The sequence below is a fragment of the Geodermatophilus sp. CPCC 205506 genome (assembly GCF_051383635.1).
In the GTDB taxonomy this organism is placed as follows: Bacteria; Actinomycetota; Actinomycetes; order Mycobacteriales; family Geodermatophilaceae; genus Geodermatophilus.
Window position 1 is genome coordinate 1 of record NZ_JALPKP010000066.1, and the last position, 26,725, is coordinate 26,725.

At 76.6% G+C, this 26,725-nt stretch carries 29 protein-coding genes; 13 read left to right on the plus strand and 16 right to left on the minus strand.

Annotated features, from left to right (window positions below):
• Positions 1-213: 213 nt before the first annotated feature.
• Complete coding sequence (locus MY520_RS25015; protein WP_436695430.1) at positions 214-1,287, minus strand: alpha/beta fold hydrolase; 1,074 nt, start codon at positions 1,285-1,287, stop codon at positions 214-216.
• Positions 1,288-1,358: 71 nt separating this feature from the next.
• On the opposite strand from MY520_RS25015, the gene MY520_RS25020 reads away from it, so the two are divergent.
• Together MY520_RS25020 and MY520_RS25025 are read left to right on the plus strand one after the other, a co-directional pair.
• Positions 1,359-2,009 carry a TetR/AcrR family transcriptional regulator gene (locus MY520_RS25020; RefSeq protein ID WP_436695402.1) on the plus strand — a complete coding sequence of 217 codons (651 nt, stop codon included), beginning with the start codon at positions 1,359-1,361 and terminating at the stop codon, positions 2,007-2,009.
• A 99-nt stretch (positions 2,010-2,108) separates the two neighbouring features.
• Positions 2,109-2,345, plus strand: coding sequence for a DUF3107 domain-containing protein (locus MY520_RS25025; protein WP_436695403.1), 237 nt, complete (start codon positions 2,109-2,111; stop codon positions 2,343-2,345).
• Positions 2,346-2,414: 69 nt separating this feature from the next.
• Here the strand turns inward: MY520_RS25025 and MY520_RS25030 are convergent, their stop codons facing one another.
• Positions 2,415-3,074, minus strand: a complete 660-nt coding sequence (locus MY520_RS25030) for an SDR family oxidoreductase (protein WP_436695404.1) — start codon at positions 3,072-3,074, stop codon at positions 2,415-2,417.
• 11 nt (positions 3,075-3,085) lie between these two features.
• Positions 3,086-3,736, minus strand: coding sequence for a ferritin-like fold-containing protein (locus MY520_RS25035; protein ID WP_436695405.1), 651 nt, complete (start codon positions 3,734-3,736; stop codon positions 3,086-3,088).
• A 468-nt stretch (positions 3,737-4,204) separates the two neighbouring features.
• Between MY520_RS25035 and MY520_RS25040 the strand changes: the two genes are divergently transcribed.
• The 4 genes from MY520_RS25040 (at position 4,205) to MY520_RS25055 (ending at position 8,680) form a co-directional block, all read left to right on the plus strand.
• Complete coding sequence (locus MY520_RS25040; RefSeq protein WP_436695406.1) at positions 4,205-5,698, plus strand: DEAD/DEAH box helicase; 1,494 nt, start codon at positions 4,205-4,207, stop codon at positions 5,696-5,698.
• Positions 5,699-5,710: 12 nt separating this feature from the next.
• Positions 5,711-6,829: a PQQ-binding-like beta-propeller repeat protein gene (locus MY520_RS25045; RefSeq protein WP_436695407.1), complete on the plus strand. Its 1,119-nt coding sequence runs from the start codon at positions 5,711-5,713 to the stop codon at positions 6,827-6,829.
• 61 nt (positions 6,830-6,890) lie between these two features.
• On the plus strand, positions 6,891-7,817 hold the full coding sequence (locus MY520_RS25050; RefSeq protein WP_436695408.1) for an alpha/beta fold hydrolase: 927 nt from the start codon (positions 6,891-6,893) through the stop codon (positions 7,815-7,817).
• Positions 7,814-8,680 (plus strand): oxygenase MpaB family protein, encoded by an 867-nt coding sequence (locus tag MY520_RS25055; RefSeq protein WP_436695409.1) that lies wholly within the window; start codon positions 7,814-7,816, stop codon positions 8,678-8,680. The genes MY520_RS25050 and MY520_RS25055 overlap by 4 nt, the downstream gene beginning before the upstream one ends.
• Here MY520_RS25055 and MY520_RS25060 read toward each other — a convergent pair.
• The 5 genes from MY520_RS25060 to MY520_RS25080 form a co-directional block, all read right to left on the minus strand.
• Positions 8,670-9,539: a RecB family exonuclease gene (locus tag MY520_RS25060; RefSeq protein WP_436695410.1), complete on the minus strand. Its 870-nt coding sequence runs from the start codon at positions 9,537-9,539 to the stop codon at positions 8,670-8,672. The genes MY520_RS25055 and MY520_RS25060 overlap by 11 nt on opposite strands.
• Before the next feature lie 37 nt (positions 9,540-9,576).
• Entirely contained in the window at positions 9,577-10,434 is an 858-nt protein-coding gene (locus tag MY520_RS25065) for a PHP domain-containing protein (RefSeq protein WP_436695411.1), read from the minus strand.
• Positions 10,434-11,126, minus strand: coding sequence for a PH domain-containing protein (locus MY520_RS25070; RefSeq protein WP_436695412.1), 693 nt, complete (start codon positions 11,124-11,126; stop codon positions 10,434-10,436). The genes MY520_RS25065 and MY520_RS25070 overlap by 1 nt, the downstream gene beginning before the upstream one ends.
• 10 nt (positions 11,127-11,136) lie before the next feature.
• Positions 11,137-11,295 (minus strand): hypothetical protein, encoded by a 159-nt coding sequence (locus MY520_RS25075; RefSeq protein WP_436695413.1) that lies wholly within the window; start codon positions 11,293-11,295, stop codon positions 11,137-11,139.
• A 120-nt stretch (positions 11,296-11,415) separates the two neighbouring features.
• Positions 11,416-12,039, minus strand: a complete 624-nt coding sequence (locus MY520_RS25080) for a DUF6758 family protein (protein WP_436695414.1) — start codon at positions 12,037-12,039, stop codon at positions 11,416-11,418.
• Positions 12,040-12,112: 73 nt separating this feature from the next.
• Between MY520_RS25080 and MY520_RS25085 the strand changes: the two genes are divergently transcribed.
• Positions 12,113-12,544, plus strand: coding sequence for an NUDIX hydrolase (locus tag MY520_RS25085; RefSeq protein WP_436695415.1), 432 nt, complete (start codon positions 12,113-12,115; stop codon positions 12,542-12,544).
• Positions 12,545-12,642: 98 nt separating this feature from the next.
• On the opposite strand, the gene MY520_RS25090 is transcribed toward MY520_RS25085, so the two are convergent.
• Positions 12,643-13,152 carry a MaoC family dehydratase gene (locus MY520_RS25090; RefSeq protein WP_436695416.1) on the minus strand — a complete coding sequence of 170 codons (510 nt, stop codon included), beginning with the start codon at positions 13,150-13,152 and terminating at the stop codon, positions 12,643-12,645.
• A gap of 136 nt (positions 13,153-13,288) precedes the next feature.
• Here MY520_RS25090 and MY520_RS25095 point away from each other — a divergent pair, with 136 nt between their 5' ends.
• Positions 13,289-13,777: a hypothetical protein gene (locus MY520_RS25095; protein WP_436695417.1), complete on the plus strand. Its 489-nt coding sequence runs from the start codon at positions 13,289-13,291 to the stop codon at positions 13,775-13,777.
• Positions 13,774-14,706, plus strand: a complete 933-nt coding sequence (locus MY520_RS25100) for an HTTM domain-containing protein (protein ID WP_436695418.1) — start codon at positions 13,774-13,776, stop codon at positions 14,704-14,706. The genes MY520_RS25095 and MY520_RS25100 overlap by 4 nt, the downstream gene beginning before the upstream one ends.
• Before the next feature lie 47 nt (positions 14,707-14,753).
• Here the strand turns inward: MY520_RS25100 and MY520_RS25105 are convergent, their stop codons facing one another.
• A complete protein-coding gene (locus tag MY520_RS25105; protein ID WP_436695419.1) occupies positions 14,754-15,047 on the minus strand; it encodes a WXG100 family type VII secretion target in 294 nt (97 codons plus the stop codon).
• A gap of 152 nt (positions 15,048-15,199) precedes the next feature.
• On the opposite strand from MY520_RS25105, the gene MY520_RS25110 reads away from it, so the two are divergent.
• Positions 15,200-19,417 (plus strand): FtsK/SpoIIIE domain-containing protein, encoded by a 4,218-nt coding sequence (locus tag MY520_RS25110; protein ID WP_436695420.1) that lies wholly within the window; start codon positions 15,200-15,202, stop codon positions 19,415-19,417.
• Between the two features lie 52 nt (positions 19,418-19,469).
• Here MY520_RS25110 and MY520_RS25115 read toward each other — a convergent pair whose 3' ends face one another.
• The 4 genes from MY520_RS25115 to MY520_RS25130 all read right to left on the minus strand — a co-directional run bounded on the left by MY520_RS25115 (position 19,470) and on the right by MY520_RS25130 (position 23,701).
• The gene (locus MY520_RS25115) at positions 19,470-19,982 is read right to left on the minus strand and encodes a DUF6912 family protein (RefSeq protein WP_436695421.1); all 513 of its coding nucleotides are present in this window, start codon (positions 19,980-19,982) and stop codon (positions 19,470-19,472) included.
• Positions 19,983-20,054: 72 nt separating this feature from the next.
• The gene (locus tag MY520_RS25120; protein ID WP_436695422.1) at positions 20,055-21,437 is read right to left on the minus strand and encodes a WS/DGAT/MGAT family O-acyltransferase; all 1,383 of its coding nucleotides are present in this window, start codon (positions 21,435-21,437) and stop codon (positions 20,055-20,057) included.
• 27 nt (positions 21,438-21,464) lie between these two features.
• Entirely contained in the window at positions 21,465-22,787 is a 1,323-nt protein-coding gene (locus tag MY520_RS25125) for an AAA family ATPase (protein WP_436695423.1), read from the minus strand.
• Positions 22,787-23,701, minus strand: coding sequence for an SAF domain-containing protein (locus MY520_RS25130; RefSeq protein WP_436695424.1), 915 nt, complete (start codon positions 23,699-23,701; stop codon positions 22,787-22,789). Before MY520_RS25130 ends, MY520_RS25125 begins: the two co-directional genes overlap by 1 nt.
• Before the next feature lie 179 nt (positions 23,702-23,880).
• Here MY520_RS25130 and MY520_RS25135 point away from each other — a divergent pair, with 179 nt between their 5' ends.
• Complete coding sequence (locus tag MY520_RS25135; RefSeq protein ID WP_436695425.1) at positions 23,881-24,162, plus strand: helix-turn-helix domain-containing protein; 282 nt, start codon at positions 23,881-23,883, stop codon at positions 24,160-24,162.
• Positions 24,163-24,168: 6 nt separating this feature from the next.
• On the opposite strand, the gene MY520_RS25140 is transcribed toward MY520_RS25135, so the two are convergent.
• The gene (locus MY520_RS25140; protein WP_436695426.1) at positions 24,169-24,738 is read right to left on the minus strand and encodes a hypothetical protein; all 570 of its coding nucleotides are present in this window, start codon (positions 24,736-24,738) and stop codon (positions 24,169-24,171) included.
• 96 nt (positions 24,739-24,834) lie between these two features.
• Here MY520_RS25140 and MY520_RS25145 point away from each other — a divergent pair, with 96 nt between their 5' ends.
• Together MY520_RS25145 and MY520_RS25150 are read left to right on the plus strand one after the other, a co-directional pair.
• Positions 24,835-25,560 carry a LysM peptidoglycan-binding domain-containing protein gene (locus MY520_RS25145; protein ID WP_436695427.1) on the plus strand — a complete coding sequence of 242 codons (726 nt, stop codon included), beginning with the start codon at positions 24,835-24,837 and terminating at the stop codon, positions 25,558-25,560.
• Positions 25,561-25,607: 47 nt separating this feature from the next.
• Complete coding sequence (locus tag MY520_RS25150; RefSeq protein WP_436695428.1) at positions 25,608-26,159, plus strand: Rv3235 family protein; 552 nt, start codon at positions 25,608-25,610, stop codon at positions 26,157-26,159.
• Positions 26,160-26,244: 85 nt separating this feature from the next.
• On the opposite strand, the gene MY520_RS25155 is transcribed toward MY520_RS25150, so the two are convergent.
• Positions 26,245-26,547 carry an SEC-C metal-binding domain-containing protein gene (locus MY520_RS25155; protein WP_436695429.1) on the minus strand — a complete coding sequence of 101 codons (303 nt, stop codon included), beginning with the start codon at positions 26,545-26,547 and terminating at the stop codon, positions 26,245-26,247.
• Positions 26,548-26,725: the final 178 nt, after the last annotated feature.

Genomic DNA, 26,725 nt, shown 5'->3' on the forward strand with positions numbered 1-26,725 from the left:
GGCCGGGTGCGGGCGGCGGGACCCGCGGCCGGATCCGCTCCGGCTCACCTCCGCGCCGGACCGCCGGCGGCGGTGGACCCGGGCGCCGGACCGGCCCGCGGCCGGGGGGCGGGTCCGCGGGGCTCACCCCGCCAGGCTCTCACGGTCCGCGGAGTCTCCGGGACACCTCGCAGCCCCGGCGTGTGTCGGACCGGGACGTCTCGCGACGGGCGCTCAGGACGCCTGCGCGCCGAGCGGTTCCGCCGCGCCGTCCGACCCCACCGACCGGGTCGCGGCCGCCTCGGCGGCGTCCTCCGCGAGGGCGAGGACGGCCCGGGCGGTCGGCTCCGCGGCCTCCATCATCGCGACGTGCCCCACGCCCTCGAGCAGGAGCAGCCGGCCGTCGGGGACGGCGGTGGCCAGCCGCGGCGCCAGGGCCGGGTCGACCAGCCGGTCGCGGTCCCCCCAGACCACCAGCGTCGGCGGCCGCAGCCGGCGCGCCGCACGCCAGGCGTTGGCCGCGCCCACCCGGAGGTAGGAGGTGATCAGGCCGCGCATGCTGCGGGTCAGCGCGCGCACGGCCCACGGCTGCCCGGCCCGCTCACGCATCTCCTCCAGCGCCTGGTCCAGCCGCGCGCGCGGCACCCGGGACGGGTCGCCGAAGCACATCGCCAGCATCCCGCGCACCTGCTGCTCGGGCGTCACGCCGGTCAGCCGCCGCTCGGCCAGCGCCGGCACGCCGGGCAGGAGGAGCAGCGGGAGGGCGCGGCTGAACACCGAGGGCACCCGGTACACCGGCATCGCCGGGGACACCAGGGTCAGCGTGGCCACGAGGTCGGGCCGGCGGGCGGCCACGAGCAGCGACACCAGCCCGCCCAGCGAGTTGCCCACCAGGTGCAGCGGCCGCCCCGCGCCCTCCCCCGGCTCCGCGGCGATCCGCTCCAGCAGGTCGACGACGGCCCGCACGTGCCCCCGGACGGAGTACGCGCTGCGGGCCGGCGGGTGCGAGCGCCCGAACCCGGGCAGGTCCACCGCCCACCCGTCGAAGCGGACCGCGAGCAGCGCGGCGAGGTCGGTCCAGTTGGTCGACGCCCCGCCGAGGCCGTGCACGTACAGCACCCGCTCCCGCGGGGCGCCGTCCCGACGACCGTCGACCGGCCCGGTCCACGGCGTCCGCCGGACGAAGACCTCCCCGCCCCGGACCGGCACCGGCCCACCGGGCCACGGCGGGGGCACCGCGTCGGTGCGGGGCAGCGGAACGGTGGACAGGCGGGCCGGGACGGCGGGCGGGGCGGACGGCGTGCGCATCACCCGCCGACGGTAGGTCAGCGCCGCACGCAGGGCGCATCCCCGTGACCCGCCGGTAACATCCGGACGTCATGTCGCTGCCCCGGTCCGTTCCCGCGCCCGCCCGCCGATCGTCCCGCCTGCCCCGCGGCGCCCGGCGGCTGCAGCTGCTGCAGGCCGCGCAGGAGGTCTTCGTCGCGCAGGGCTACCACGCGGCCGCGATGGACGACATCGCCGACCGGGCCGGCGTCAGCAAGCCGGTGCTCTATCAGCACTTCCCCGGCAAGCGGGAGCTGTACGTGGCCCTGCTGGAGCAGCAGGTCACCGAGCTCACCGACCGGGTGCGCGACGCGATGTCCGGCACCGACGACAACCGCACGCGGGTCAACGGCGCCGTGGGCGCCTACTTCGACTTCATCAACACCGAGGGCTCGGCGTTCCGGCTGGTGTTCGAGTCCGACCTGCGCAACGACGACGAGGTGCGGGCGCTCGCCGACCGCGGTCACCACTCCTGCGTGGAGGCGATCGCCGAGGTCATCGCCGCCGACACCGGCGTCGACCGGGAACGGGCGCTGCTGCTCGCCTCGGGCATGACCGGGCTCGCCGAGACCAGCGCCCGCTGGTGGCTGGACCGCAAGGGCACGGTGTCCCGCGACGAGGCGGTGGCCCTCATGACGGCGCTGTCGTGGCGGGGGATCTCCAACTTCCCCCGGCTCGAGGGCGGCGAGCACGCGGCGCACTGAGCGCGACGTTTCGCTGACGGCGCACCCGCACCGCCGGTCGGCGGTTCTGCGGCTGCACTAGCGTGGAAGACAGCCGCGCAACTCGAGGAGGCATCCCCCGTGGAAGTCAAGATCGGTGTCCAACACTCCCCCCGGGAGCTGGTCATCGACAGCCCCCAGACCCCCGACGAGATCGCCAGCGAGGTGGCGAAGGCCATGTCCGGCGCGACGAAGGACGGCCTGCTGACCCTGGTCGACGACCGTGGCCGCCGGGTTCTCGTCCCGGTCGACCGCATCGCCTACGTGGAGATCGCGCAGCCCGACCAGCGCCGGGTGGGTTTCATCGCCGGAGCGTAGGACCTGGAGGAGGCCCCGGTGCAGGGGCCCGCGCCGAGCTTGCGAGGCGTGGGGGGCACCGGGGTCCTTTCACAGGTCGACGACGGTGCGCCAGGCCTCCCGCGGGCCGGCGGTCTCGGCGACCAGCTCCTCGTACAGCGCGGCGATCCGGTCCGGCGTGATCTGCCGGTCCTCCCCCACCAGCCCGCGGATCGTCGCGGTGGCCACGTGCACGCCGCGGGGGGCGAGGTCGGCGGCCAGGGCGCCGACGAGCGAGCGCAGCGCCGCCTTCTGGACGCCGAGCGTGGGCAGCGCCGCCATGGGCCGGTCCGCCGTCCCGCCGCCGGTGGCCAGGACCGTGCCGGCGCCGCGCCCGGCCATCCCCGGCAGCACCGCGCGCACCGCCGTCTGCAGGGCGACGACGCCGGCCGCGAGATCGGCGGTCAGCTGTTCGGGCGTGAGGTCGGCGGCGGGGACCTCCCGGCCCACCGAGACGTTGTGCAGCAGCGCGTCCACCGGTCCGGCCGCGGCGATCAGCTCCCCGATGGCGGCGGTCAGCGCGGCGGCGTCGCCGGCATCCGCGACGGCGGAGGCGGCCTCGACCCCGTCGGCCGCGAGGCCGGCGCAGAGCTCCGCCACCACCTCCCGGCGCCGGGCGACCAGCGAGACCGACCAGCCGGCCGCACCGAACCGGCGGGCGGTGGCCGCCGCGATACCCGGCCCGGCGCCCACGACGAGCAGGTGCGGCACGACGACTCCCGTCAGGGGTTGAGACCGAGCGTCTTCATCCGCTCGGTGTGCGCGGAGGTGATCCGGGCGATGAGCCGGCCGATCCCCGCGAGGTCCCCGGTGCCCGCCATGATCAGCCGGGCCAGCTCCTCGCGCTCGGCGACGACCGCCTGCGACTGGGTGATGGCCTCGCCCACGAGCCGCCGTCCCCACAGGGCCAGCCGGCCGGCGACGGTCCGGTGGGCCGCGATCGCCGCCCGGACCTCCCGCACGGCGAAGTCCGCGTGCCCGGTGTCGGCGAGCACGTCGAGGATCAGCGCCTGGTCCGGGTCGGGCAGGAAGGTGGCGATCTCGCGGTAGAAGTCGGCCGCCAGTCCGTCACCGACGTAGGCCTTGACCAGCCCCTCCAGCCAGGTGCGGGGGCGGGTGCTCTCGTGGAAGGCGTCCAGCGCCGCCACGAACGGCGTCATCGCCTCGGTGGGGTCGGCGCCGAGCTCGGTCAGGCGCGCGGTGAGCCGGGCGTGGTGACCGATCTCCGCGGCCGCCATCTCCGCCAGCGCCGCCCGCCCGGCGAGCGTCGGGGCGAGGCGGGCGTCCTCGGCGAGCCGGTCGAACGCGGTCAGCTCCGCGTAGGCCAGCACCCCCAGCAGGTCGACGACGGCGCGGTTGTCGGCCGTGCTCACGGGCGGCTCCAGGGCTCGGCGGGCGGACGCGGCGGCCGTCTCGCACGAGGCGCCCGAGCGGACCGGACAGCGCGGCGCGAGGAGGCTAACCGGTGCGCAGGTTACGATGGGAATCGGCGAGCCCTCCGGTTCGCTAGGACATCTGTGCGCTGACGACCGCTGGACGACGCTCCTCGAGGGCTGTCTCCCGGGCCGAACCCGAACGCCCGGTTCTGCTGGCTGCGTTGGCGCTGGAACCCATCCCGCGACCACCCAGCGGGACGGCTCCGACGCAGCGGACCCCCGCCGCCGGCGCCGTCCCCCAGCAGACCAGAGGCGAGAGCACTGACCTCCATCGAGAACACCACCACCACCGACCTCGAGCACGCCGAGACCGGCGCCCCCGCGCCCGAGGAGCTGGAGTCGCAGGTCGAGGAGCTGGGCGGCGCACCCGTCGCCCCGGACAGCCCGCTGTTCAGCGACTTCGACGTGCATCCCGACGTCATCGCCGCCCTGGCCGAGGTCGGGATCACCCGCACCTTCGCCATCCAGGAGTTGACCCTCCCGCTGGCGCTGGCCGGGCACGACCTCATCGGGCAGGCCCGCACCGGCACCGGCAAGACCCTCGGCTTCGGCGTCCCGATGCTGCAGCGCGTCGTCCCCCCGGCCGAGGGCGGTGACGGCGTACCGCAGGCGCTGGTCGTCGTCCCCACCCGTGAGCTCTGCGTCCAGGTCTCCCGCGACCTGGCGACCGCCGGTGCCAAGCGCGGCATCCGCGTGCAGGCCATCTACGGCGGCCGGGCCTTCGAGCCGCAGGTCCAGTCGTTGCAGAACGGCGTCGAGATCGTCGTCGGCACCCCGGGGCGACTGCTCGACCTGGCCCAGCGCGGCGACCTGATCCTCGGCAAGGTCAAGGTCCTCGTGCTCGACGAGGCCGACGAGATGCTCGACCTGGGCTTCCTGCCCGACATCGAGCGGATCCTGGCGATGGTCCCGGACAAGCGGCAGACGATGCTGTTCTCCGCGACGATGCCCGGGCCGATCGTGACCCTGTCGCGTTCGTTCATGACGCAGCCGACGCACATCCGGGCGCACGGCAACGACGAGGGCTCGACCGTTCCGCAGACGACCCAGTTCATCTACCGGGCGCACAACCTGGACAAGCCCGAGCTGCTCTCCCGCGTGCTGCAGTCACGCGACCGTGGCCTGGTCATGGTGTTCTGCCGCACCAAGCGCACCGCCCAGAAGGTCGCCGACGAGCTGGTCGAGCGCGGTTTCGCCGCGGCGGCCGTGCACGGTGACCTCGGCCAGGGCGCCCGCGAGCAGGCGCTGCGCGCCTTCCGCAGCGGCAAGGTCGACGTGCTGGTCGCCACAGACGTCGCCGCCCGCGGCATCGACGTCACCGGGGTCAGCCACGTCGTCAACTACCAGTGCCCCGAGGACGAGAAGACCTACCTGCACCGGATCGGCCGCACCGGCCGGGCGGGCAGCGAGGGTGTCGCGGTGACCCTGGTCGACTGGGACGACATCCCGCGGTGGCAGCTGATCAACAAGGCGCTGGACCTCGACTTCACCGACCCGCCGGAGACCTACTCCACCTCCCCGTGGGTCTACTCCGACCTGGACGTGCCCGAGGGCGCGACCGGCCGGCTGCCCCGCGCCCAGCGCACCCGCGAGGGGCTGGACGCCGAGACCCTCGAGGACCTCGGCGAGACCGGCAAGCGCACCCGCGGAGGCTCGCGCGGCCCCGCCCGCGAGGACGAGGCTCCCCCGGCCGCCCCCCGCACCAGCCGACCGCGCCGGCGCACCCGCGGTGGCGGGACCGGCGCGGCCGACACGGCAGCCCCGGCCGCGGCCGACGCCCCTGCCGGCGAGACCGGTGAGTCGGGTGAGTCCGGCGCCTCCGGCGAGGCGGCCAAGCCGCGCCGGCGGCGTCGTCGTCGCGGTGGCGCCACCCGCGGCTCCGCCGAGCCGGCCGCCTGAGACGCCGCAGCGGTGGGTCCGCGCCGCCCGCCGCCGCGGGTGTGGATCTGGACGGCGGCCACCCTCGCGCTCGTCGTCCTGGCCGCCCTGCTGTGGCGCGGCTCGGACGCGGCGGCGACCCGCAGCACCACGGCTGAACCGGCCGGCGTCCCCTCGGGGGCGCCGGCCGGCGCCGTCTCCACGGTCTGGACTGCCCCGACCACCGGCGAGGCGGCGGTGCACGGCGGCCGCGTCGTGGTCGGCGACCGGCACGGGGTGCGCGCACTCCACGTCGGGACCGGCGACGTGGCCTGGCAGTACAGCCGCGCCAACGCCCGGCTCTGCGACTGGACGCTGATCGGCAGCGTCGTGGTCGCGGTCTTCCGCACCGAGGACCGCTGCGACGAGGCCGTGGCGCTGGCCGTCGACACCGGCGTGCGCTCGTGGACGCGGAACGTCAGCTACCGCTCCGACGTGACGCTGCACAGCACCAACGGGATCGTCCTGGCCGTCGCCCCCACCGGCGTGGTCACCATCGACCCGGTCGGGGACGGCACCCGCTGGCGGCAGCCGGCCGGCGAGGGCTGCCGGATCGTCGACGCCGACGTCGGGCAGGCGGGGGTCGTCGTCCTGCAGCGGTGCGCGGGGACGTCGGCCTGGCAGCTGCGGCTCTTCGACGGCTTCGAGGGCGCGGCTCGGTGGACCCGCGACGTCCCGGAGGGGACGGTGCTGGCCGGCGTCGACCGGGCGGTGGCCGTCGCGGGTGCGGACGGCGTCCACCTGCTCGCCGCCGGCGACGGCACCCCCGTGGGGAACCCGCTCCCCGGCACGGCCGCCCGGATGACGGGGCTCGGCGACACCGCACTGGTCCTGGCGGACGGGGAGCTCTCCGCCGTCGACCAGACCACCGGCGCCCTCCGCTGGCAGGTGCCCGCGACCGGGCTGCCGTCCGGCGCGGCGGCCGGCAAGCTGCTGTCCCCCGTGACCGCCGTCCCGGTCCCGGAGGGCGGCACCGTCGTGCTGCGCGACCTCGCGACCGGGGACGAACTCGGCCGTACCACCGTCGCCGGCCTGCCGGCGGACGCGCTGGTCACCGTCGCGGGGCCGGTCGTCGTCGCCGGGGAGCCCGATCGGGTGGTCGCCTCGCGCTGAGCCGTCCGCAAGGGTGGAGCCGGGGGCGACACCGCCGCGCCGGGCGGGGTTGACTGGGGGCATGGTGATGCCCGCCGGTCCCGACGACAGCGCCCCGCTCTCCATCGCCCCGGACGACCTGCGGCAGCTGGCCGACCACGACGCCCGCCACCGGACGTTCGCCGGCGGGGCCGGGCCGCTCGTCGCGCTGGACACCGAGGGCGACGGGGAGAGCGGCACCGTCCTCATGGTGGCCGGCTACACCGGCAGCAAGGAGGACTTCGCGCCCCTGCTGCGGCCCCTGTGCGGCGCCGGCTACCGCGTGATCGCGCTCGACCAGCGCGGCCAGTACGAGTCGCCCGGCCCCGACGACCCCTCCCGCTACACCGTCGCCGAGCTGGCCGGTGACCTGGTCGCCGTCGCCCGGGAGCTGCGCGCCGGGTGCCGCGTCCTGCACCTGGTCGGGCACAGCTTCGGCGGGCTGGTCAGCCGGGCCGCCGTCCTGGCCGAGCCGTCGCTGTTCACCTCCCTGACCCTGCTCGGCTCCGGCCCGTCGCGGCTGGTCGGTCCGCGCGCCGAGCTGCTCGACCACCTCGCCCCCCTGCTGGACGCCGGCGGCGTGGAGCTGGTGCACGAGACCCTCGAGCAGCTGTCGATGACCGACCCGAAGGCACAGTCCGTCCCCGCCCCCACCCGGGCGTTCCTGACCCGGCGGTTCCTGGCCAACAGCGAGGCCGGCCTGCGCGGCATGGCCGACGCGATGACCGGCGAGCCGGACCGGGTGGCGGAGCTCGCGGCCACGGGGGTGCCGGTGCTGGTCGCGCACGGAGCCGCGGACGACGCGTGGACGCCGGCCGCCCAGGCGGACATGGCGCGGCGGCTCGGTGCCCCCTGCGAGGTCATCCCGGGGTCGATCCACTCCCCCGCCATCGAGAACCCGCACCGGCTGCTCGCGGTGTTCCTCGGCTTCTGGGCCTCGGTCACGGCCGGGTCCGCGGCCCGGCCGTGACGCCCTCGGCCCGGGACTGGACCCCGGAGGAGGACCTGCTCGGGTTCTTCGGTCCCGACAGCGTCACCTGGCGGGTGCACGCCGACCCGGTGTTCTCCGTCGGCGGGCTGCGGGCGCTGCTGCTCCAGGCACTGCACCCGGTGGCGATGGACGGCGTGGCGACCCTCTCCGAGGGCTTCCGCACCGACCCGTGGCCGCGCCTGGCCCGCACCGCCGCCTACGTCGACACCGTGACCTTCGGTACCCGCCGCGAGGCCGTGCGGGCGGTGCGGCGGGTGCGCGGCATCCACCGGCGGCTGGCCGGCGTGGAGCCGGAGAGCGGCCGCGCCTACCGGGTCGACGACCCCGACCTGCTGCTGTGGGTGCACTGCTGCGAGGTCGACTCGCTGCTCGACGTCGCCCGCCGGGCCGCGGTGGTGACCACGGACACCGACGCCGACCGGTACGTCGCCGAGCAGGTGACCGCCGCCGCCCTCGTCGGTTGCACCGAGGCCGAGGTGCCGCGCACCGTCGCGGAGCTGGCCGGCTACTTCGCCCGCGTCCGGCCGTCGCTGGCCCTCACCCCGGCCGCCCGCGACGCGATGCGGCTGGTGGTCACCCCGCCGATGCCGGCCTGGGTGCGCTTCCTGACGCCGGCCCGCCCGGCGTGGGGCACGCTGGCGTCCCTCGCGGTGGCGACGCTGCCGCAGTGGGCCCGGCGGATGTACTCGCTGCCCGGGTTCGGCGTGACCGACCCGGCGGCGACGGGGGCGGTGCGGGCGTTCCGGCTGGCGGTGCTGCGGCTGCCCCAGCGGGCCCGGCGCTCCCCCATCGTGTGGGCGGGCCTCGAGCGGGTGGCCCGGGCGCAGCCGGTCAGCGCGTGAGGTCGTCGTCCTCGGCGAGGAAGCTCCAGGTCTCCCGCGACGGCGTCGCGGCCTGACCGGTCGGGCAGCTGGGCCGGAAGTCGCACCAGCCGCACTGCCGGCCCGGGGCGGCCGGGAACGCGGCGTCCCGGTCCTGCCCCTCGTCGACCGCCGCGGTGGCCGTGCCGATGTCGGCGGCGATGTCCTCGGCCCGCCGGACGTGGTTGGCCAGCGACCGCTCGGTGTGCTCGAACGCGGCCACCGTGCCGCTGGGCAGGTGGTGCAGCTCGACCCGGTTGCACGGCCGGCGGAGCGTGCGGCGCACGCCCAGCACGTAGGCGGCCAGTGCGGGTGAGCCCCGCGCCTCGTCGTCGGTGCAGACCGCCCGGCCGGTCTTGTAGTCGACGACGACGAGCTCGTCGCCGCGCTGGTCGATGCGGTCGATCCGGCCCGACAGCGCCAGCCGCTCGGTCGTGGCGGCGACCTGCCGCTCGGTACCGACCGGCTCGTCGGCCGGGTCCAGACCACCGACGTAGTCGGTGAGCCACCCCGCCGCCCGGGCCCGCCAGCGGTCGGCCTGCTCGGCGTCGCGGAAGCCGGCCGTCGACCAGACGGAGTAGAGCAGCTGCCGGGCGCCGGCCGTCGTCCGCTTCTCCAGGGCCAGCTCCCACCACGAGCGCAGCGCGGCGTGCACCGCGGAGCCCACCGTGTTGTGCGCCCACGCCGGGCCCTTGGGCGGGGTCGGCCGGTCGAGGTAGGCGAACCGGTAGCGGCGCGGGCAGTCGGCGAACGAGGCGAGCTTGCTCGGCGTCGCCGGGAACAGCCGGCGCGGCATGCCCGGCATCTCCAGCTGCGACTGCGCGGTTCCCGACTGCACCACGCCTCCACGCTAGCCGCCGCGGCCGACGGTCCCGGCGTCAGTCGCGGTACGGCGCGGCGCCGGTGCCGGCCGCCAGCAGCGCCTCCAGCTGGTCCGGCGCGGTGGTGCAGGCGGCGATCGGCGTCGTCTTGTTGGTGCCGTGGTAGTCGCTCGAGCCGGTGACCAGCAGGTCCATCTCACCGGCCAGACCCCGGAGGTGCTCGCGCTCCTGCTCGTCGTGGTCGGGGTGGTCGACCTCCAGGCCGAGCAGGCCGGCGCCGACCATCGCGGCGATCGCCTCGTCCCCGACGACCCGGCCCCGCTTGGTGGCCAGACCGTGGGCGAAGACCGGCACCCCGCCGGCGGCCCGGACCAGCGCGATCCCGGCCAGGACGTCGGTGTCGGCCTTGGCCACGTAGTAGGGGCTGCGGTGGTGGAGCAGGGTGGCGAAGGCGTGGTCGACGGACTCGACGACACCGGCCTCCACCAGGGCCCGCGCGACGTGCGGCCGGCCGACCACCCCGCCCTGCGAGCGCTCGACGATCTCGGCCCAGGCCACCGGGTAGCCAGCCGCGGCGAGGGCGTCCACGATGCGCTCCCCGCGGCCGAGCCGCTCGGTGCGCAACCTGGTCCGCTCGGCGGCGAGGGCGGGGTGCTCGGGGTCGAACAGGTAGGCCAGCAGGTGGACGCTGATCGGTGGCGCGCCGCCGGGGAACCAGCGGCAGGACAGCTCCATCCCGGGGACGACGGTCAGCCCTGCCGGCCGGGCCTGCTCCACCTCCGCCCAGCCCGCCGTCGTGTCGTGGTCGGTGAGCGCGACGACGTCCAGGTCGGCCGCCCGCGCCGTCGCCAGGAGTTCGGCCGGGGTCTCGGTGCCGTCGGAGACCGACGAGTGGGTGTGCAGATCGATCCTCATCACCGGTCAGACTGCCCGTCCCGGGGGCCGGCCACCCGCGGTGGCCGGCCGCGGCGCGGCCGCTCCCCCGCGATCGGCCGGGTGTCCCGGCGCCCGACGCGGCGGCGGCGCGACGACCGCGGGTCGAGGTTGCCCTCGTCGTCCCCGGTGTCGGCGCCGTCGGCACCGAACAGCAGGTTGCTGACCTTGCGGTAGAGCAGGTCCGCCCGCGGGAGGTAGGTGATCTCCGACAGCGCCTGCTGCTGCCCCGCCGACTCGAAGCGGAAGGTGCCGTACCCCAGCACCTGCCCCACCAGCGTCTCCTTGTAGGTGAGGTCGGTGATCCGGCGCAGCGGCAGCAGCGCCACGGTGCGGACGATGATGCCGCTGGTCAGCAGGACGCGGCGATTGGTGACGAGGAAGTGCCGCATCCACCACTCGCCGATCCGCAGCGAGAGGTAGACCGCCACACCGACGAGCACGAGGAAGCCGGCCGTCGTCGACACCCGGTTGCGCGGGTCGAGCAGCAGCAGCCACCCGCCGGCGACGAGCAGCGGGAGGCCCTTGGCGATCGGTTCGATGAGCACGGCCCAGTGCCGGCGGGTGGCGACGACCGGAGGGTGCTCGTGCGGCAGCAGGTACTTCTCGGCGTCCTTGCTCCAGCGCGGCCGCCGGCCCTCGGCCGGCGGCCGGGCGCCTGCCGGGCCGGTCATGCGCCGACGGCTAGACCAGCGAGCCGACGAAGGCGGCCAGGGAGGACGCCGCGTCGCCGAGGGCCTCGCCGGCGCTGCGGACGATCTCGGCCGAGCTCTCCGGCGCCTGGATGACGTAGAACAGCACGAAGGCGACCACCAGCCAGGCGAGGACCTTCTTCAGGCTCACCGTCACCTCCTGGGTGCGTCGACAGGCGTGTGCCCACGCCGAGCACCATGGGTAACACAGGTACCAGGGTGCTCTTCCGGGACACGCCGCCCGGGTTGCGGGCCGGTCCGGTCCGGTCCGTCACGTCCCGGGCAGCAGGTGCTCGCTGGGCGGCCCCAGCGGGAGGTCGGGGTAGAGCCGCTCCCGCAGGTCGAGCAGCTCGAGGTGCTCGGCGAGCAGCCAGGCCGCCGACATCGGCCACATGACCAGCCACAACCAGACGCCGAAGGCCTCCCCGACGAAGGCCGCGCGGTCGTCGGAGGTGGGCACCGCCCACAGCGGGGCGTGCTGCCCCGCGGCCTTGACGTCGGCCGACGAGGGACCGGAGATCACGTCGCCCGGGTCCAGTCCGGGCAGCCCGGCGTAGCCGCAGCCGACGCCCATCCCGGGCTCCTCGGCGACCAGCACCAGCTCCGCCGTCCCGCCGAGGGGCGCCGGGCCGGAGCAGTCGACGACGATCGCGCGGGCCCCGGGCTCCCCGCCCCACGCCATGCCGGTGACCGTCCAGCCCGACGGCATCGGGTCGGGCACCCAGGCGGGCACCCGGGCGTCGGCGGTGACCGCCGAGATCGCGTCGTGGGCGACCAGCAGGGTGTGGTGCAGCGGCGTCACCGCACCGTGCACGTGACACCAGGCCTGGGCGGTGTTCCCCGGGCGGACCACCAACCGCTCGCCGCAGCGGGGGCAGACCGTGGTGACAGTCATCGGGCAACACCGTCCTGTGACCGGCGGGGTTCGTCAAGCGGAGTGTCCGGGCCGCGTGCGTACCGTGCCCGGCATGCCGTCCGACCCCGCCGTCCCCGGGCCGCTGCCGGTCCTCGACTGCGTCGGGGCGGTGGTCCTCGACGCCTCCGGACGGCTGCTCCTGATCCGCCGGGGCCACGAACCCAGCCGCGGGCTGTGGTCGGTGCCGGGTGGACGGGTGGAACCCGGTGAGTCCCCCGCCGCCGCCGTGGAGCGGGAGGTGCGCGAGGAGACCGGCCTGGCGGTGCGGGCGGGCGCCGAGGTGGGCCGGGTGCGCATCCCGGGCCCCGGGGTGGTGTACGCCGTCGTCGACTACGCCTGCACCCTGCTGGAGCCGGACGCCGTGCCGGTGGCCGGGGACGACGCGGACGCGGTCACCTTCGCCGACGCCGCCGACCTGGCGCGGTTGCCGTGCACTCCGCTGCTGCTGGAGACGCTGCGCGGCTGGGGAGCACTGCCGGCCTGACGTGCCGGGCGCCGCGGGGCGCGGCCTCGCCGTGCGGTGCGGCCCTCGCCGGGGGGCGGCCTCGCCGTGGGGTGCGGCCCGCAGCCCCATGGCCGGGCTCAGCCGCGCGGCGCCGGCTCCGGCCGGCCGGGCTGCTCTCCGCCACGAGCCTCCCCGTAGGAGCGCTTGGGCACCATCACCTTGCGCCGGAAGACGCACACCACGGTGCCGTCCTGCTTGTAGCCGATCGTCTCGACGTGCACGACTCCGCGGTCGTCCCTCGACCGCGACTCGGTCTTGTCGAGCACCGTGGTCTCGCCGTAGATCGTGTCGCCGTGGAAGGTCGGCGCCACGTGCCGCAGCGACTCCACCTCCAGGTTGGCGATGGCCTTGCCCGACACGTCCGGCACGCTCATGCCGAGCAGCAGCGAGTACACGTAGTTGCCGACCACGACGTTCCTGCCGAAGTCGGTGGTCTCCGCGGCGTAGTGGCTGTCCAGGTGCAGCGGGTGGTGGTTCATCGTGAGCAGGCAGAACAGGTGGTCGTCGTACTCGGTGACGGTCTTGCCGGGCCAGTGCTTGTAGACGGCCCCGACCTCGAACTCCTCGTAGTACCGACCGAACTGCATGTGCGCGCTCCCGGCGTGGCTCAGGCTGCGGGGCACGGACGGCCTCAGCCGTGGGCCACCGCGCCCAGCGGGGCCAGTTGCCCACCACGCGGCGTCGCTGCCCCATCTGGACGGGCGCCGATCCTACGATGCCCCGGTGGTACCGGCTCCCCCTGCTCGTGACCCCGGGGAGACCGGCGTCCTGACGCTCTCCCCCACCGGCCGCCGGACCCGGCTCGCCGCCTGCGCCGTCGTCCTGGCCGTGCTGCTGGGCGGCAACCTGTGGGGCACCGACGCGGACTTCCCGTTCGGGCCGTTCCGCATGTACTCGACGCGGGCCGACCCCGACCGCCCGGTGGTCTCGACCCGCGTGGTCGGCTTGACCGCCGCCGGAGAGGAGATCCGGCTCTCCGGCGGCGAAGTGGGGCTTCGCCGCGCCGAGTTCGAGGGACAGCTCTCCCGTCTGGCGGAGCAGCCGGACCTGCTGAGCCTGCTCGCGGAGTCCTACGCCGACCACCACCCTGACGCCGAACCCCTCGTCGAGGTGCGGGTCGTGCTGCGCCGGTACGCCCTAGAGGACGGCCGGCGCACGGGCGAGGTCACCGACGACGTCGTCGTCGCCCACGACCTGGAGGCCACCCCGTGAGCCACAGCCCGGGCACCGGCGCGCAGCCGGAGACGGCGCAGGAGTCGGGGCGCGGCCACGGGTGGTGGTTCCGGCCCGTGCCGCTGGCCCGGATCGCGGTCTTCCGGACGATCGCCTACCTGTTCGTCCCGGTCGACGTCTTCCTCACGACGGCCTGGGTCCGCGCGCACGCCGCTGTCCCGACCGAGTACTACCAGCCGCTCACCATCGGTCAGCTCCTGCCGCTGCCCACGCCGACGGCAGCGGTGGTGCACGGCGTTCAGTGGGCACTGGTGGCCGCCGCCCTCGCGGCGGCCACCGGTCGGGCGCCCCGCCTGCTCGGCACCGCGGTGTTCGTCCTCTACTTCGAGTGGATGGTCATCGCCATGAGCTACGGGAAGGTGGACCACGACCGGATCGCCTACCTCGTCGCCCTCGCGGTGCTGCCCACCATCGGACGCGTGCGGTGGCGGGACCGGCGCAGCTCCGAGGCCGCCGGCTGGGCGATGGCCGCGGTGTTCGTCACCGTCATGCTCACCTACTTCCTGGCCGCCTGGGCGAAGATGCGCTTCGGAGGATGGGACTGGGCGACCGGCTCGACCCTGGCCCGGGCGATCGTCCGCCGCGGAACGGTCCTGTCGGACTGGACCCTCGAGGTGCCCGGCCTGCTCGTGGCCGCGCAGTGGGCGATGCTCCTGCTGGAGTTCGCCGCGCCGCTCATGCTGCTGGTCTGGTCGAAGCGGGCACGGCTGGCGCTCGTGGTCTTCCTGCTCGGCTTCCACCTGTCGGTCTTCGCCAGCGTGAAGATCATCTTCCTGCCGCACTGCGTGGCGATCCTCTCGATCCTGCCCTGGGAGCGACTCCCCGACGCGGCCCGGCAGCTGCGCGGCCGGCTCGGCCGCCGCGACCCGGCTGTCGTCCAGCCGACCGGCGCCGCGCCCCCGGGCTGACCCGGGTGGGCGGGCACGACGCCTCCCGACGGCCTCGGACGCGCCCCTCAGAGCAGGGCTCCGATGCGTGCGGCCATGTCGGCCTCGTGCTGCTGGTAGGACGCGGCGACGCCGTCCAGCAGGGTCCCCATGCCGGTGAGCGCGTCGCTGACCCCCTGCGCGCTGAGCCGCCACTGTTCGTACAGCTCGGTGAACTGCACCGCGGCCTGGCTGTCGGTCCAGCCGTCGAGCACGGAGCCGTTCACGCTGCTCCACAGGGTGGCGTGCCGAGCGGTGCTGTCCGCGGCCTCGGCCCGGCACTGCCCGGCCATCGACTGCAGGGTGGCGATGTCGACCTTCACGTGGACCTCCTCGGGTTCCGGGAACCTCCCGGTCACGGCGCACGCTAGGTCGGGCCCCGCCGGAGCGACGCCGGCCGTCCACAGTCCGGTTCCCCCTCCACAGATCCCGGCGGCGGGGTGGCTCCCGAGCAGCCGCGGTCGAGGGTCGGTGCGTGCCCGCCCCTGCCACGCCGTCACTCGCCGCTCGCTGCTGGACCGTGCTCACGCCCGGCGGTCCCGTCGACGTGGAGGTCCTCGCGCCCGACGACGGCCGCCTCGACACGGTGCTGCCGGCGCTCGCCGACGCCCTCGGGACGGAGCCCCCAGGGATCTGGTCGGGCTCCGCCCGGCTGCCCGGACACCTGCCGATGGCCGATCCGGCCCTGGCGCACGGGGCAGTGCTCGGCCTCGGCCGTCCCGCGCCCCGGGAGCGAGCCGGTGAGGGGCTCAGCGCCCTGCAGCTGCACGTGGTGGGCGGTCCGGGCGCCGGCACGACGATGCGGCTCGCCCGCGGCGGGCACCTCCTGGGCCGCGGCCGCGGCGCGGACATCCCCCTGGAGGACCCCGACGTCTCCCGGCGGCACGCCCGGATCGAGGTGGGCGCCGGCGACCTCACCGTCGCCGACGAGGGGTCCACCAACGGCAGCCGGCTCGACGGGAGACCGGTCGGCGCGAGTCCTGTGCCCTGGCCGGTCGGCGCGGTGCTGCGCGTCGGAGCCAGCGCGCTCACCGTCGTCGGCCCCGGTGGGGCCCCGGCGGTCGTGCGCCCCGCCTCGGCGGGCCGGGTCCAGCTGCGCCCGCACCCCCGCACGGTCGCCCGCCACCCCGACGTCGAGGTGCTCTTCCCCGATCCGCCGACGTCGCCGCCACGACGGCGCCTCGCCTGGGTGGCGGTGGCACTCCCCGCGGTCGGCGGCGTCGTCCTGGCGTCGGTGCTCGGCTCTCCGCACTTCCTCTTCTTCGCGCTGCTGAGCCCGGTCGTCGCGGTGGGCACCTGGCTCTCCGACCGCTGGTCGGGCCGGCAGAGCACGCGGCGGGCGATGGCCGCGCACGCCGTGGAGCTCGCCGCCGCCGACGACCGGCTGGCCGACGCGCTGCGCGCCGACAGCCTGGCCGCGCACGTGGCGCACCCCGACCTCGCCGCGCTGGCGACGGCGGTCCGGCGTCGGTCCGCTCCGCTCTGGGAGCGCCGGCGCGGTGACGTGGATGCCGTGGCGGTGCGCGTCGGCACGGGCCCCGGGCGCACGCGGGTCACCCGCGCCCGACGGAGCGGGTTCGGGGAGCGGGAGGTCGCCCCGGACCGCCCGGTCGTCGTCGAGCTGAGGTCCACCGGTGGGCTCGGCGTCGCCGGTCCACGCGCACGCGCGGTGGGTGTGCTCGCCGGTGTCGTCGCCCAGCTGGCCGTCCTGCACGCCCCCGGCGAGGTCGACCTGGCCCTCCTCACGACGCCCGAGCGACTGACCGACTGGGCCTGGCTCCGCTGGCTGCCGCACCTGGCTCCCGGCGCCGTGCACGTGTGCGTCGCGGGTACGGACGGGCGTGCGACGGCCTGGCTGCGCGACGTGGTGGACCGACGCCGCGCCCGAGCCACGCAGACCGCACCCGGCGGACGCCCGGGTCCGGCTGACCCCCCCGGAGCGCTCGGGTGGCTGGCCGTCGTCGTCGATCTGCCCGCCGACCCGCGGCTCGCGGCCCTGCTCCGGCAGGCCCGTCAGGTGGGGGTCCTCGTCCTGGCACCCGGCCGGTCGAGGCAGGAGGTCCCCGCCGCCACCGACGCAGTCCTCGAACTGAGCGGGGAGACCGGCGACGGCGGGGTGCTCGTGCTGCCGGCGACCCCCGACCGGGCGGAGGTGACGGTCGACCGCCTCCCGTCCGAGGTCGCGGACACCCTCGCCCGCGACCTCGCCGTGCTCCTTCCGGCGGGGGCCGACGAGGGCGTGCCCACGCGCGTGCGACTGCTGGAGCTGTCCGGCCAGGGGGTGCGCATCGGAGCCGACGGAGCGACGAGCGGCCACTGGCCCCGGACGCGGAGTGCTCTCGTCGCCACGCTGGGCCGCACCGCCGGCGGCGTGCTGTCGGTCGACCTCTGCCGGGACGGCCCCCACGCGCTGGTCGCCGGGACGACCGGCTCGGGGAAGTCGGAGCTCCTCCAGACGCTGATCGCGAGTCTCGCCCTCGCCCATCCGCCGGACCGGTGCTCCTTCCTGCTCATCGACTACAAGGGCGGCGCGGCGTTCGCCGAGGCCGCCGCGCTGCCCCACGCCGTCGGCCTGCTCACCGACCTCGACGCGGCGGCCACCGAGCGGGCCCTGCGGTCGCTCGCCGCCGAACTGACCCGCCGGGAGACGCTCCTCGCCCAGCACGGGGTGGCCGACCTGGCCGCGCTGCCCGACACGGTGGAGCTGGCCCGCCTGGTGATCGTCGTCGACGAGTTCGCGGGTCTGGTCGAGGAGCTCCCGTCGTTCGTGACCGGTCTGGTCGGCATCGCGCAGCGCGGACGGTCACTGGGCGTCCATCTCGTGCTGGCCACGCAACGGCCCAGCGGCGTCGTGTCCCCCGAGATCCGGGCGAACTGCACCCTGCGGATCTGCCTGCGGACCACCGACGAGGCCGAGTCGAGGGACGTGCTCGGCACCGGTTCGGCCGCCCTGCTCCCGGTCGAGCTCGCGGGCCGGGCCCTCCTGCGGGCCGGCGCCGGCGCCCCCGCGCTGTTCCAGGTGGCACGGGTGGCGGGGTCACCGCCGGGTCCGCCGGACCCGCACCCCGTGGTCCGGCGCTGGCAGTGGCCACGGTCGCCGGCCGCCCCGCCCCGGGGGGACGCGCTGTCGGGGCCCACCGACCTGGCGCGGATCTGCGCCGCGCTCGCCGGCCTCGCCCAGGAGACCGGACGGCCGCGCCCCCACCGGCCCTGGTGTCCCGCGCTCCCCTACGTCGTCCGGAGCGGGGACCTCCCGCCGGTGTCCGGAGAGGACCCACCGGATCGCAGCGCCGCGGCGCGGGCTCGGCTGGTCGTCGGCCTCGTCGACCGCCCGGCCGCTCAGGCCCAGGAACCCTTCGTGGTCGACCTGTCCCGGGGCGGTGGGTTGCTGGCCGTCGGGGGCGCCGGCAGCGGCCGGACCACGTTCCTGCGGACCGTCCTCGTCGAGGCGGCGACCCGGCTCTCGCCAGCAGAGCTGCACGTCCACGTCCTCGACCACGGGGGCGGTGCCCTGGCCTCGGTCGCCGCCGCGTGGCCGCACGCGGGGACCACCGTCGGCGGCGAGGACCCGCTGCGCACGGTGCGGCTGCTCGACCGGCTCGGCCAGGAGGTGGCCCGCCGCCGTGCCGGTTCCTCCGGGGACCGGCCGCCGCACCTGCTGCTGCTCGTCGACGGCCTGGAGTCGCTGACCGGTCAGCTCGACGAGTCCGACCCGGGACGTGGCTCCGCCGCGCTGCTGCGACTGCTCCGGGACGGCGCGGCGGCGGGCCTGACCTGCCTGCTCACCGCCGACCGCGCGATCCCGGGGAGCCGGCTGGCCGGCGCGGCCCACGGCCGCTTGCTGCTGCCGCTCCCCGACCGGGCCGACTACGCGGTCGCGGGCGTCCCGGCGAGGCTGGTGCCCGCGCACCGGCCGCCCGGACGGGCCCTGCTGGGCGAGGACGCCGCGGAGTGCCAGCTCGCGCTCCCGCGGCGGGCCGACCCATCGCTCTGGGACGGGGTGTCCGCCGTTCCCGCTCCGCTGCGGATCCCCGAGCTGCCGGCGGCTCCCCGGCTGCCCAGCCCGGACCGGTCGGCCGCCCCCTCCGCACGGGACGGACTCCACCTGCCGCTCGGCCCCGGCGGCGACGAGGGCGCCCTCCTGACCGTGGACATCGCCCGGACCGGTGGGCTGCTGGTCGTCGGGACGCCGGGCAGCGGGCGTCGGACGGCCGTGCAGTCCTTCGGTCGGTACCTGGCGGATGCCGGTGTGCCGGTGCTGGCCGTCGTCCGCGGCGCCGCGCACCCGCCCGCGGCGGACGCGCGGACCTGGGTGAGCGGCGCGGACCTGGAAGGATGGCGGGGCTGGGTCGCCCGGCTCGACGCTCGGCCCGGCGTGGTCGTGGTGGACGACTTCGGGGCGGTCGCCGACTCGGCGGTCGTGACGGCCGCGGGCGCACCCGACACGGCCGACGGGCTCGTCTTCGTGGTGGGCGGGACCGCCGGTGAGCTGTCCAGCGCCTACCGGTCGCCGGTGACCACGCTGCGGCGGAGCCGGTCCGGGTTGCTGCTCTGCCCTGCCCCCGGCGACGCCGACCTGCTGGGCATCCGGCTCCCGCGCACTCCCCTGCCCGTCCGCCCCGGATCGGGGTGGCTGATCGCGTCGGGCGCCGCGCAGCGGGTGCAGGTGGCCCGCCGCCAGGAGGCCGCGTGACCATGCCGCCGGCCAGGGCTCCGGAGATCGTCCCGCCGCGGGCCGCGCGGTGTCACATGAGCTCGACGACCGCGCCGATCTCCTGGGTCGCGTACCAGGCCAGCTCGTGGCCCTCGGCCTGGTCCACCGCGAACTGCGCCTCCTCGCTGCCCAGGTCGGCCTCGAGCACGACGCCGACGGCGGCCCGGACGTCGTCCTCGGCGTCGGCACCGTCGATGTGCGCGCTCGCGACGTCGCGGAGCGCGAGGTCGGCCGTCACGCGGACGGCACCGCGGTCGGCGTCGGGGTTCTCGACGTCGGAGACCGCGGAGTCGGGGACGTCCGCCGCCACGACGACCCGGCGCCGGGCCGCCGTCGGGTCGACGTCGATCAGCCGGAGGCTGGCCCGGGCCGCCGCCAGCAGGGCCGCGTACTCGAGCTCCTCGACGTCGGCCCCGGCGTCGCTCACCGCGTAGAACTCCCGCAGCCCGGGGGTCACGGCGAACGCGGTGTGCGGACCGGCCAGGCGACCGTCGTCGACGAGGGTCCGCAGGACGGACGTGGTCGCAGGCAGGTACACGCGCACCGGTCGGACTCCTTCTCGCTGACGGACAGCGCGACGGTATCCCGGCTCCCTGCCCCGGCTGCCCGGCGAGGGTCAGCCCGCCGTCTCGACGAGGACCCCGATCTCCTGCTCGATGAGGTCGGCGAGCACGTCGACGTCGCCGACGCTGTCCCGGTCGGCGTTGAGTCCGAAGAACAACCGGCCGTCGTAGCTGGTGATGCCGATGGACAGCCCCTGGCCGGGCGCCAGCGGGACGACCGGGAAGACCTCCAGCATCCGGCTGCCCGCCGCGTACAGGGGCACCTGCGGCCCCGGGACGTTGGTGACGACCAGGTTGAACATCCGCCGGGAGAGTCCGCGGGCGGCGCGGGCACCGAGCGCGTGCAGCGTCGGGGGTGCGAACCCGGTCAGCGCGATGAGGGTGTCGGCGCCGACGGACCGGCCGTGCTGGCTCACCCCCCGCATCGCGTAGCTCAGCCGGGCCAGCCGGACCCTCGGGTTCGGCTCGCCGACCGGGAGGTCCACCAGGTAGCTCGAGACCCGGCTGCCCGGCGCCTCCTCCTCCTCGCCCTGCACCGAGACCGGGACCAGCGCACGGACCGTGGTCGACCCCGTCACCGGCTGCCCCCGCGAGAGCAGCCAGTCCCTGACGGCGCCGGTCAGCACGGTCAGCAGGACGTCGTTCACCGTCCCGCCGGAGGCCTTCCGGACCTCTTTGACGTCGTCGAGGTCGGCACGGGCGACGACGACGCGGCGCCGGCTGCCGCTCGTGGCGTTGAGCGGGCTGGACGGGGCCGGGAACAGCGCCGACCGGGCCGCCCGAGCGGCGCCGACCGCCGCGCTCGAGAGGCGGCCACCGGTCGACCGCAGGTCACCCACGGCCTGCCGTGCGGTGTCGAGCACCCCGGACGGTCGCGCGACGTACTCCTCCAGGGCGTCCTGGACCAGGCGGAACGCGCCGGGGAGCGGGCGCGGGCGCCACGCATCGGGCACCGGCGCCGGAGCGTCCGGCGAGGTGTCGAGCAGGACCTGCCCGATGTCGACCGCGCCGAGCCCGTCGACCAGGGCCGGGTGGGTCTTGGTGATGACCGCGACCCGGCCGTCGGCCAGGCCCTCCACCAGGTAGACCTCCCACAGCGGCCGGGCCCGGTCCAGCGGTCGCGCGGTCACCCGCGAGACGAGGTCGAGCAACTGCGCCTCGGTTCCCGGACGCGGCACCGCCGAGCGCCGGACGTGGTACTCGACGTCGAAGTCCGGGTCGTCGGCCCAGACGGGGTTCGCCAGGTGCCCGGGCACCTCGAGGACCCGCTGCCGGTAGCGCGGCACGAGGGCGAGCCGGGCCTCGACCAGCGAGGCGATCGCCTCCAGCCCGCCGGCCGGGGGCTGCAGCACGAGCACACCCGCGACGTGCATCGGGCTCTCGGGTCTCTCCAGGTAGAGGAACGACGCGTCCAGGGTGGTCAAGCGCTCCACCATCGGCCTCCTCCGGTTCGGCGGCCCACGCTACGACGCACCGCGACCGGCCGACACCCGGGTCAGGACGGAGCGCCGGGGAGAACGACCCCGCCGGGCAGCCGGGACCGGGACACCCGCGAGGGCGGCCGCCATCGACCGGAGCTCGGACCGCAGCGGCGATCCGGGCACGACCTCGGCGAGGGTGCGGCCCGCGGCCAGCGCGGCGTCGGTGGCACGGCGGTCGGCGGGGAGGAAGTGCGTCACCTCGCGGCCGGCGAACCGCTCGAGGGCTCCGGCGATCTCGCGTCGGGGATCGCCGGGCACCGGCCCGCGCCGCACCTGGTTCACCACGACCACCGGCTCCACGTCCGGCAGGGCGTCGCGCAGCTCACCCAGCGCCCGGATGGTGCGCTGCAGCGCGACCGGGTCGGCCCCGCTGACGCACAACACCGTGTCCGCGGCCTCCAGCACGGTGAGCGTCACGCCGTTGCGGCGCGGCGCCGCGGTGTCGAAGGACAGCTCCTCGTCCTCCTCCAGGCTGAAGGCGCAGTCGACGACGACCAGGTCGACGGTCCGCCGCGCCTCCTCCAGCACGCCGCTCACGCCCTGCGGGCGCAGCTCCGGCCAGCGGTCGGCACGCGCCAGCCCGGTGAGGACACCGAACCCCGGGCGCACCGCCCAGGCCAGGCGCCGCAGCGCCGCCTCGTCCAGCGTCCCGGCAGTGGCCTGGCGCGCCGCGGCCGCCAGGCCGGGCGACTCGTCGAGCAGGCCGAGCACCTGCGCCACCACGCCGCCGTAGACGTCGGCATCGAGCAGCAGCGTCCGCACGCCCAGCCGGGAGGCCTCGTCGGCCAGCCCGACGGCGACCGTGGTCCGGCCGGGCGCTCCGGTCGGACCCCACACGGCCACGACGCGGCCGCGACCGGCGGCCCGCTCGTCACGGGGCTCGGGCAGTGCCGGCCCGGGCAGGGCCGCACGCGGATCGGCGATGTCGCGCCGCGTCGGCACACCGCCGGCGACCGCCTCGCGGAGTGCCTGCGCGATGACGTCGGGTTCTGCGTCGGCGGGGAGCACCCGCGCGACACCGAGGGCGTGCAGGCGGGCGGTGGCCGGCTCATCGCCCGGCTCCACCAGGCCCACGACCGCCACGCCGGCGGCACTCAGGCGGGCGACCGCGTCCGCGTCCAGCCGGCGAAGGTCCGCGGAGAGGAGCGCCGCCTGCCCGGTCCCGGTGGCGGCGGCGGCCAGGAGCTCGGCGACGTCGACGCAGCGGCGGACGACGGTGACGCCGTGGTCGGCCCGGTCGAGGGCCCCGACGAGCGCGGACTCCCATCCGGCGCCGGTGACGGCGGTGAAGACCTGCAGCGCCATCAGGGCGCCGGCTCCACGACGGTCCCCGGTCCCGGGGCCGGAACGGCGGGGACGGCGGGGACGGCAGGAACGGCGGGGACGGCGGGGACGGCAGGATCAGCCGGAAGGGCGGGATCGGCCGGCGCGGGGCCCGCCGTCGCCGGGCCGGGAGCGGGCGCGGTCGCCGGCGCCGGGTCTGCCGCCGGGGCGCCGGCCTCGTCGCCCTCATCCCCGCCCGCCGCACGTGCGGAGTCCACCGACCCGTGCACCACGACCACCAGGGGCCGGCCGGCGATGGACGCGAGCACCGCCGCGGCGCGCCCGGCCGGCACGGAGACGACGACCTGCACCGTCGTCGTCGCCGTGGACAGCACGCCCTCGGTCCGGCCCGAGATGGCCTGGACGGGTGCGGCACCGACCACGAGGGACACCTCGGAGTCCGCGGTCGCCAGGGCCCCGGCGGCCGGGCCGGCGACCGCGTACACGTCGACCACCTGTCCGCGGACCAGCCCGGGCGGCACGTACCCCGCCTGCACGGGCAGCGCCACCTGCACCAGGTCGGCCGGCTCCTCGAGCGCCGCGCGCGGCAGCAGCTCGCCACCGGTCACCGCCCGCGCGAGGGTGCGCCCCTCCGGCCGGGTGCTGGTCGCGAGGTACGAGCCGGCGACCTCGTCGAGCCGGACGTCGACGGCCACGAGGTCCTCGGCCGCCAGCACGGTGCCGGCGGCCAGGTCACCGGCGGCCGACCAGACCGGCACGGTGGCATCGGCCGCGGTCACCACGCGGGCGCCGAGCAGGACCGAGCCGAGCACGAGGAGCACGCCCAGCACCAGCCGCAGGTCCAGCCAGCGCGGTGGCCGCACGCGGCGCGGCACGGGCCCGGTTGCCGGATCCGGCCCTGTCGTCGAGCCGGAGGCGGTGCGGGGAGCGCTCACTGCCGGCGGTCCTCCCATCTGTGCGACACCCGTCGACGGCCTCGATCGGCCGCATTCGGACGCCGATGATGCGACACGGACGCGGTTCCGCGCAGTCGCCGTCCACACGTTCGGGTGTGGACGGCGCTCATCCCACCCGGACGGGGCTGCCAGACTGGGCGCGACCGGACGGAGACCCCATGCCCACACCGCGCTTCCTGACCCTCGACGACGTCGCCGAGATCCTCAACGTGTCGTGGTCGCAGGCCTACGCGCTGGTCCGCCGCAAGGAGCTCATCGCGATCCAGATCGGCGGCCGCGGTCAGTGGCGCGTGGAGGTCGACGAGCTCGAGCGGTTCATCCAGCGGAAGTACGCGGAGGCGCGCGCCGGCACCGTCCCCGAGCCGCCGGCCCCCGATGAGCCCGCCGCTCAGGACGAGGCGCCGGCCACGCCCACGACCGGAGGACGCCGCCGGGGCTGATCCCGGTCAGTCCAGCCCGGGCGCCAGGGTGCGCACCACCGCGATCGCCGGCAGGGCCAACGCCGCGACCCCTCGCACGGCCGCGGCGCGTCGCGGCTGGTCGGCGGCGTGCTCGGCGAGTTCGACGTAGTCCGCGCCCACGCCGTCGACGGTGCCCACGTGCACCGACCCGTCGTCGAGGACCACGTGGACGACGCTCCGGTCGCGCGCCAGCCCGCGCACCGCCCGCCGCAGGTCGAGCCGGGCCCGCACCACCCCGTCCGGTTCCGGCGGTCCGGTGCGCCGGGCCAGCCCGGCCACCGACCGCACCGCCGCCGCGGCGACGAGCACCTCGCGGCGGCGGTCGTCGGTCAGCAGCAGCCAGTCCGGGCCGACGTCGGTGAGCGTCCCGGCAACGTCGCCGGCACCCCAGCAGCGCAGCGACACCGGCCGCCCCACCGAGCCCGCGAGCCGCTCGGACAGCCGCACCGCTCCCAGCTCCGCCCGCCGCCGGGTCCCGTCCTCGGCCCGGTCGGCCGCGGACTCGGCCGCGTCGAACTCGGCCTGCAGGTCGGCGAACAACTGCTGCCAGCGCATCGGCACCTCCTCCGCTCAGGTTAGATCCACGTTGTCTCTTGCGTTTGCGTGCATTTGCTTGCTTTAGTCTCGCAGCACGCCCACCGAGGAGGAGACATGTCGACACGGCGCCTGCTGGGCACGACGGTGGTGATGGCCGCGACCGCCGTCGCCCTGCGCGCGGTCACCCCGGATCTCTCCTGGCTCGCCGACTCCGGCCCGGACCTGCAGCGGGCCGCCGACACGGTCGGGCCCGAGACCCTGCTGGTCGCCGGCGTGGCCGCGTTCGCGTGGGCCACCTGGCTCTGGGGCCTGCTCGGCCTGGTGCTCACCGCGCTCTCCGCCCTGCCCGGGCTGGCCGGCGTCCTCGCCCGCGCCGTCAGTCGGCGCCTCCTCCCCGCCGGCGCGCGCCGCGCCGCAGCAGTCGCGCTCGGCGTCGGGTTGGCGGTCGGAGCGCCGGCGTTGGCCGGGGGCACGCCCGGTCTCCCCACCGTCGAACTGACCACCGTCTCCGCGGAGGGCACCCTCTCCACGGGGGCCGCCGTCGTCGACTGGCCCGCGCCGGCCGCCACCGGCCCCGTCCCGGACCGGCCGACCCCGGCCGCGAGCGACCCCGTCCCCGACTGGCCGGCGCCGGCCCCCGGCGACCACGTGGTGCTCCGCGGCGACTGCCTGTGGGACATCGCCGCCGCCGACCTCCGCGGCCGGTCCGGCCGGGAACCCACCGACGGCGACATCGCCACGGCCGTCCGGGCGTGGTGGCAGGCCAACGCCGACGTGGTCGGACCCGACCCGGACCTCCTGCTGCCGGGCCAGGTCCTCCGCCCGCCCTCCGTCCCGTGACGCAGCACCCCCAGCCCGATCCCGACCGACGAGCACCGGAGTTCCGCATGACCGCGCCCCCCTCCTCCACGGCCGACCAGCCGCTCACCACCGCGACCCTGCGGCTGGTGGTCGTCCCGACGCCCCAGCCACCGCTGTCGGAGGAGCCGGTGCTGCGACTGGTCCTCCCCGGCGTCGCGGTGCCCCGGCCTCCGCACCGGCCCGGACCGCGGCCACGCGAGGAGGGCACGCCCGAGGGGTTCCTGGCCGGCTTCGGGCCCGCCTGGTCGGGACGGGCCGACCTGCCCGACCCGGGACCGGCCGGACGAACGCTGCTCACCCTCACCCTGGAGGCGCTCGCCGGCCGCCGGCCGCTCACCCAGGTGCGCCACCTGACGTCGACGGGGGTCTACGCCGCGCTCACCAGCGGCCGCCGTCCCCACTGGTGCAGCGGCGGCACCGCCCCGCTGCTGCTGGGCCCGGTGCACGTCTGCGAGCCGGTCGACGGCGTCGCCGAGGTCAGCGCGGTGGCCCGCCGGTCGGGCCGCGCGCACGCGGTCGCCGCCCGCCTGGAGGGGATCGACGGCCGGTGGCGGTGCACCGCCCTCCAGATCGGCTGAGCACGGCCCCGGCGCCCTCCGGAACGGACGGCACACACGACGACGCCCCGCCGGCGGACCGGCAGGGGCGTCGTCGCGGACGGGCTCAGGAGCGGGAGGGCGCTCCGTGGCAGGCCTTGTACTTCTTGCCCGACCCACAGGGGCACGGCGCGTTGCGCGCCGGCTCCTTGGTGCCGGTCACCGTGGCGCTCTTCGCGGCCTTGGTCGGGCCGCTCTCCTTGGCCGAGGCGTCCAGGCTCGGGGCCGAGTAGCTGAGGTCCTCCGTCGACCGGCGCGGCTGGTCCAGCCCCTTGACCGACAGCTCCGGGCCGGTTCCCGACGGAGCGGGCTCCTCCGTCACCGGCGGCGCGGCCGCGGCGCGGGCCGGCGCGGCCCCCGACTTCGTCATCGACGTCCCCGAGCGCCGAGCCGAAGGCGCCGGCGCCGGAGCCGGGGCAGAAGTCGGGGCGGAGGCCGGGGCCGGTGCCCCGTTCCCGTCGGACGCCGGCGCGGGAGCAGCCGGCGCGGCCGGGGCGGCGGGCGGGGCAGCGGCGGGCGCCTGGGCCGGCGCGGGCCGGCGGGCCTGC

Excerpts from the sequence above, each read along its gene's own strand:
- MY520_RS25070 (WP_436695412.1), bottom strand. The coding sequence starts at position 11,126 with ATGACCGGCCCGGCAGGCGCCCGGCCGCCGGCCGAGGGCCGGCGGCCG.
- MY520_RS25020 (WP_436695402.1), top strand. The coding sequence starts at position 1,359 with ATGTCGCTGCCCCGGTCCGTTCCCGCGCCCGCCCGCCGATCGTCCCGC.
- MY520_RS25080 (WP_436695414.1), bottom strand. The coding sequence starts at position 12,039 with ATGACTGTCACCACGGTCTGCCCCCGCTGCGGCGAGCGGTTGGTGGTC.
- MY520_RS25150 (WP_436695428.1), top strand. The coding sequence starts at position 25,608 with ATGACCGCGCCCCCCTCCTCCACGGCCGACCAGCCGCTCACCACCGCG.
- MY520_RS25135 (WP_436695425.1), top strand. The coding sequence starts at position 23,881 with ATGCCCACACCGCGCTTCCTGACCCTCGACGACGTCGCCGAGATCCTC.
- MY520_RS25125 (WP_436695423.1), bottom strand. The coding sequence starts at position 22,787 with ATGGCGCTGCAGGTCTTCACCGCCGTCACCGGCGCCGGATGGGAGTCC.
- MY520_RS25140 (WP_436695426.1), bottom strand. The coding sequence starts at position 24,738 with ATGCGCTGGCAGCAGTTGTTCGCCGACCTGCAGGCCGAGTTCGACGCG.
- MY520_RS25050 (WP_436695408.1), top strand. The coding sequence starts at position 6,891 with ATGGTGATGCCCGCCGGTCCCGACGACAGCGCCCCGCTCTCCATCGCC.
- MY520_RS25145 (WP_436695427.1), top strand. The coding sequence starts at position 24,835 with ATGTCGACACGGCGCCTGCTGGGCACGACGGTGGTGATGGCCGCGACC.
- MY520_RS25120 (WP_436695422.1), bottom strand. The coding sequence starts at position 21,437 with ATGGTGGAGCGCTTGACCACCCTGGACGCGTCGTTCCTCTACCTGGAG.
- MY520_RS25085 (WP_436695415.1), top strand. The coding sequence starts at position 12,113 with ATGCCGTCCGACCCCGCCGTCCCCGGGCCGCTGCCGGTCCTCGACTGC.
- MY520_RS25155 (WP_436695429.1), bottom strand. The coding sequence starts at position 26,547 with ATGACGAAGTCGGGGGCCGCGCCGGCCCGCGCCGCGGCCGCGCCGCCG.
- MY520_RS25090 (WP_436695416.1), bottom strand. The coding sequence starts at position 13,152 with ATGCAGTTCGGTCGGTACTACGAGGAGTTCGAGGTCGGGGCCGTCTAC.
- MY520_RS25065 (WP_436695411.1), bottom strand. The coding sequence starts at position 10,434 with ATGAGGATCGATCTGCACACCCACTCGTCGGTCTCCGACGGCACCGAG.
- MY520_RS25015 (WP_436695430.1), bottom strand. The coding sequence starts at position 1,287 with ATGCGCACGCCGTCCGCCCCGCCCGCCGTCCCGGCCCGCCTGTCCACC.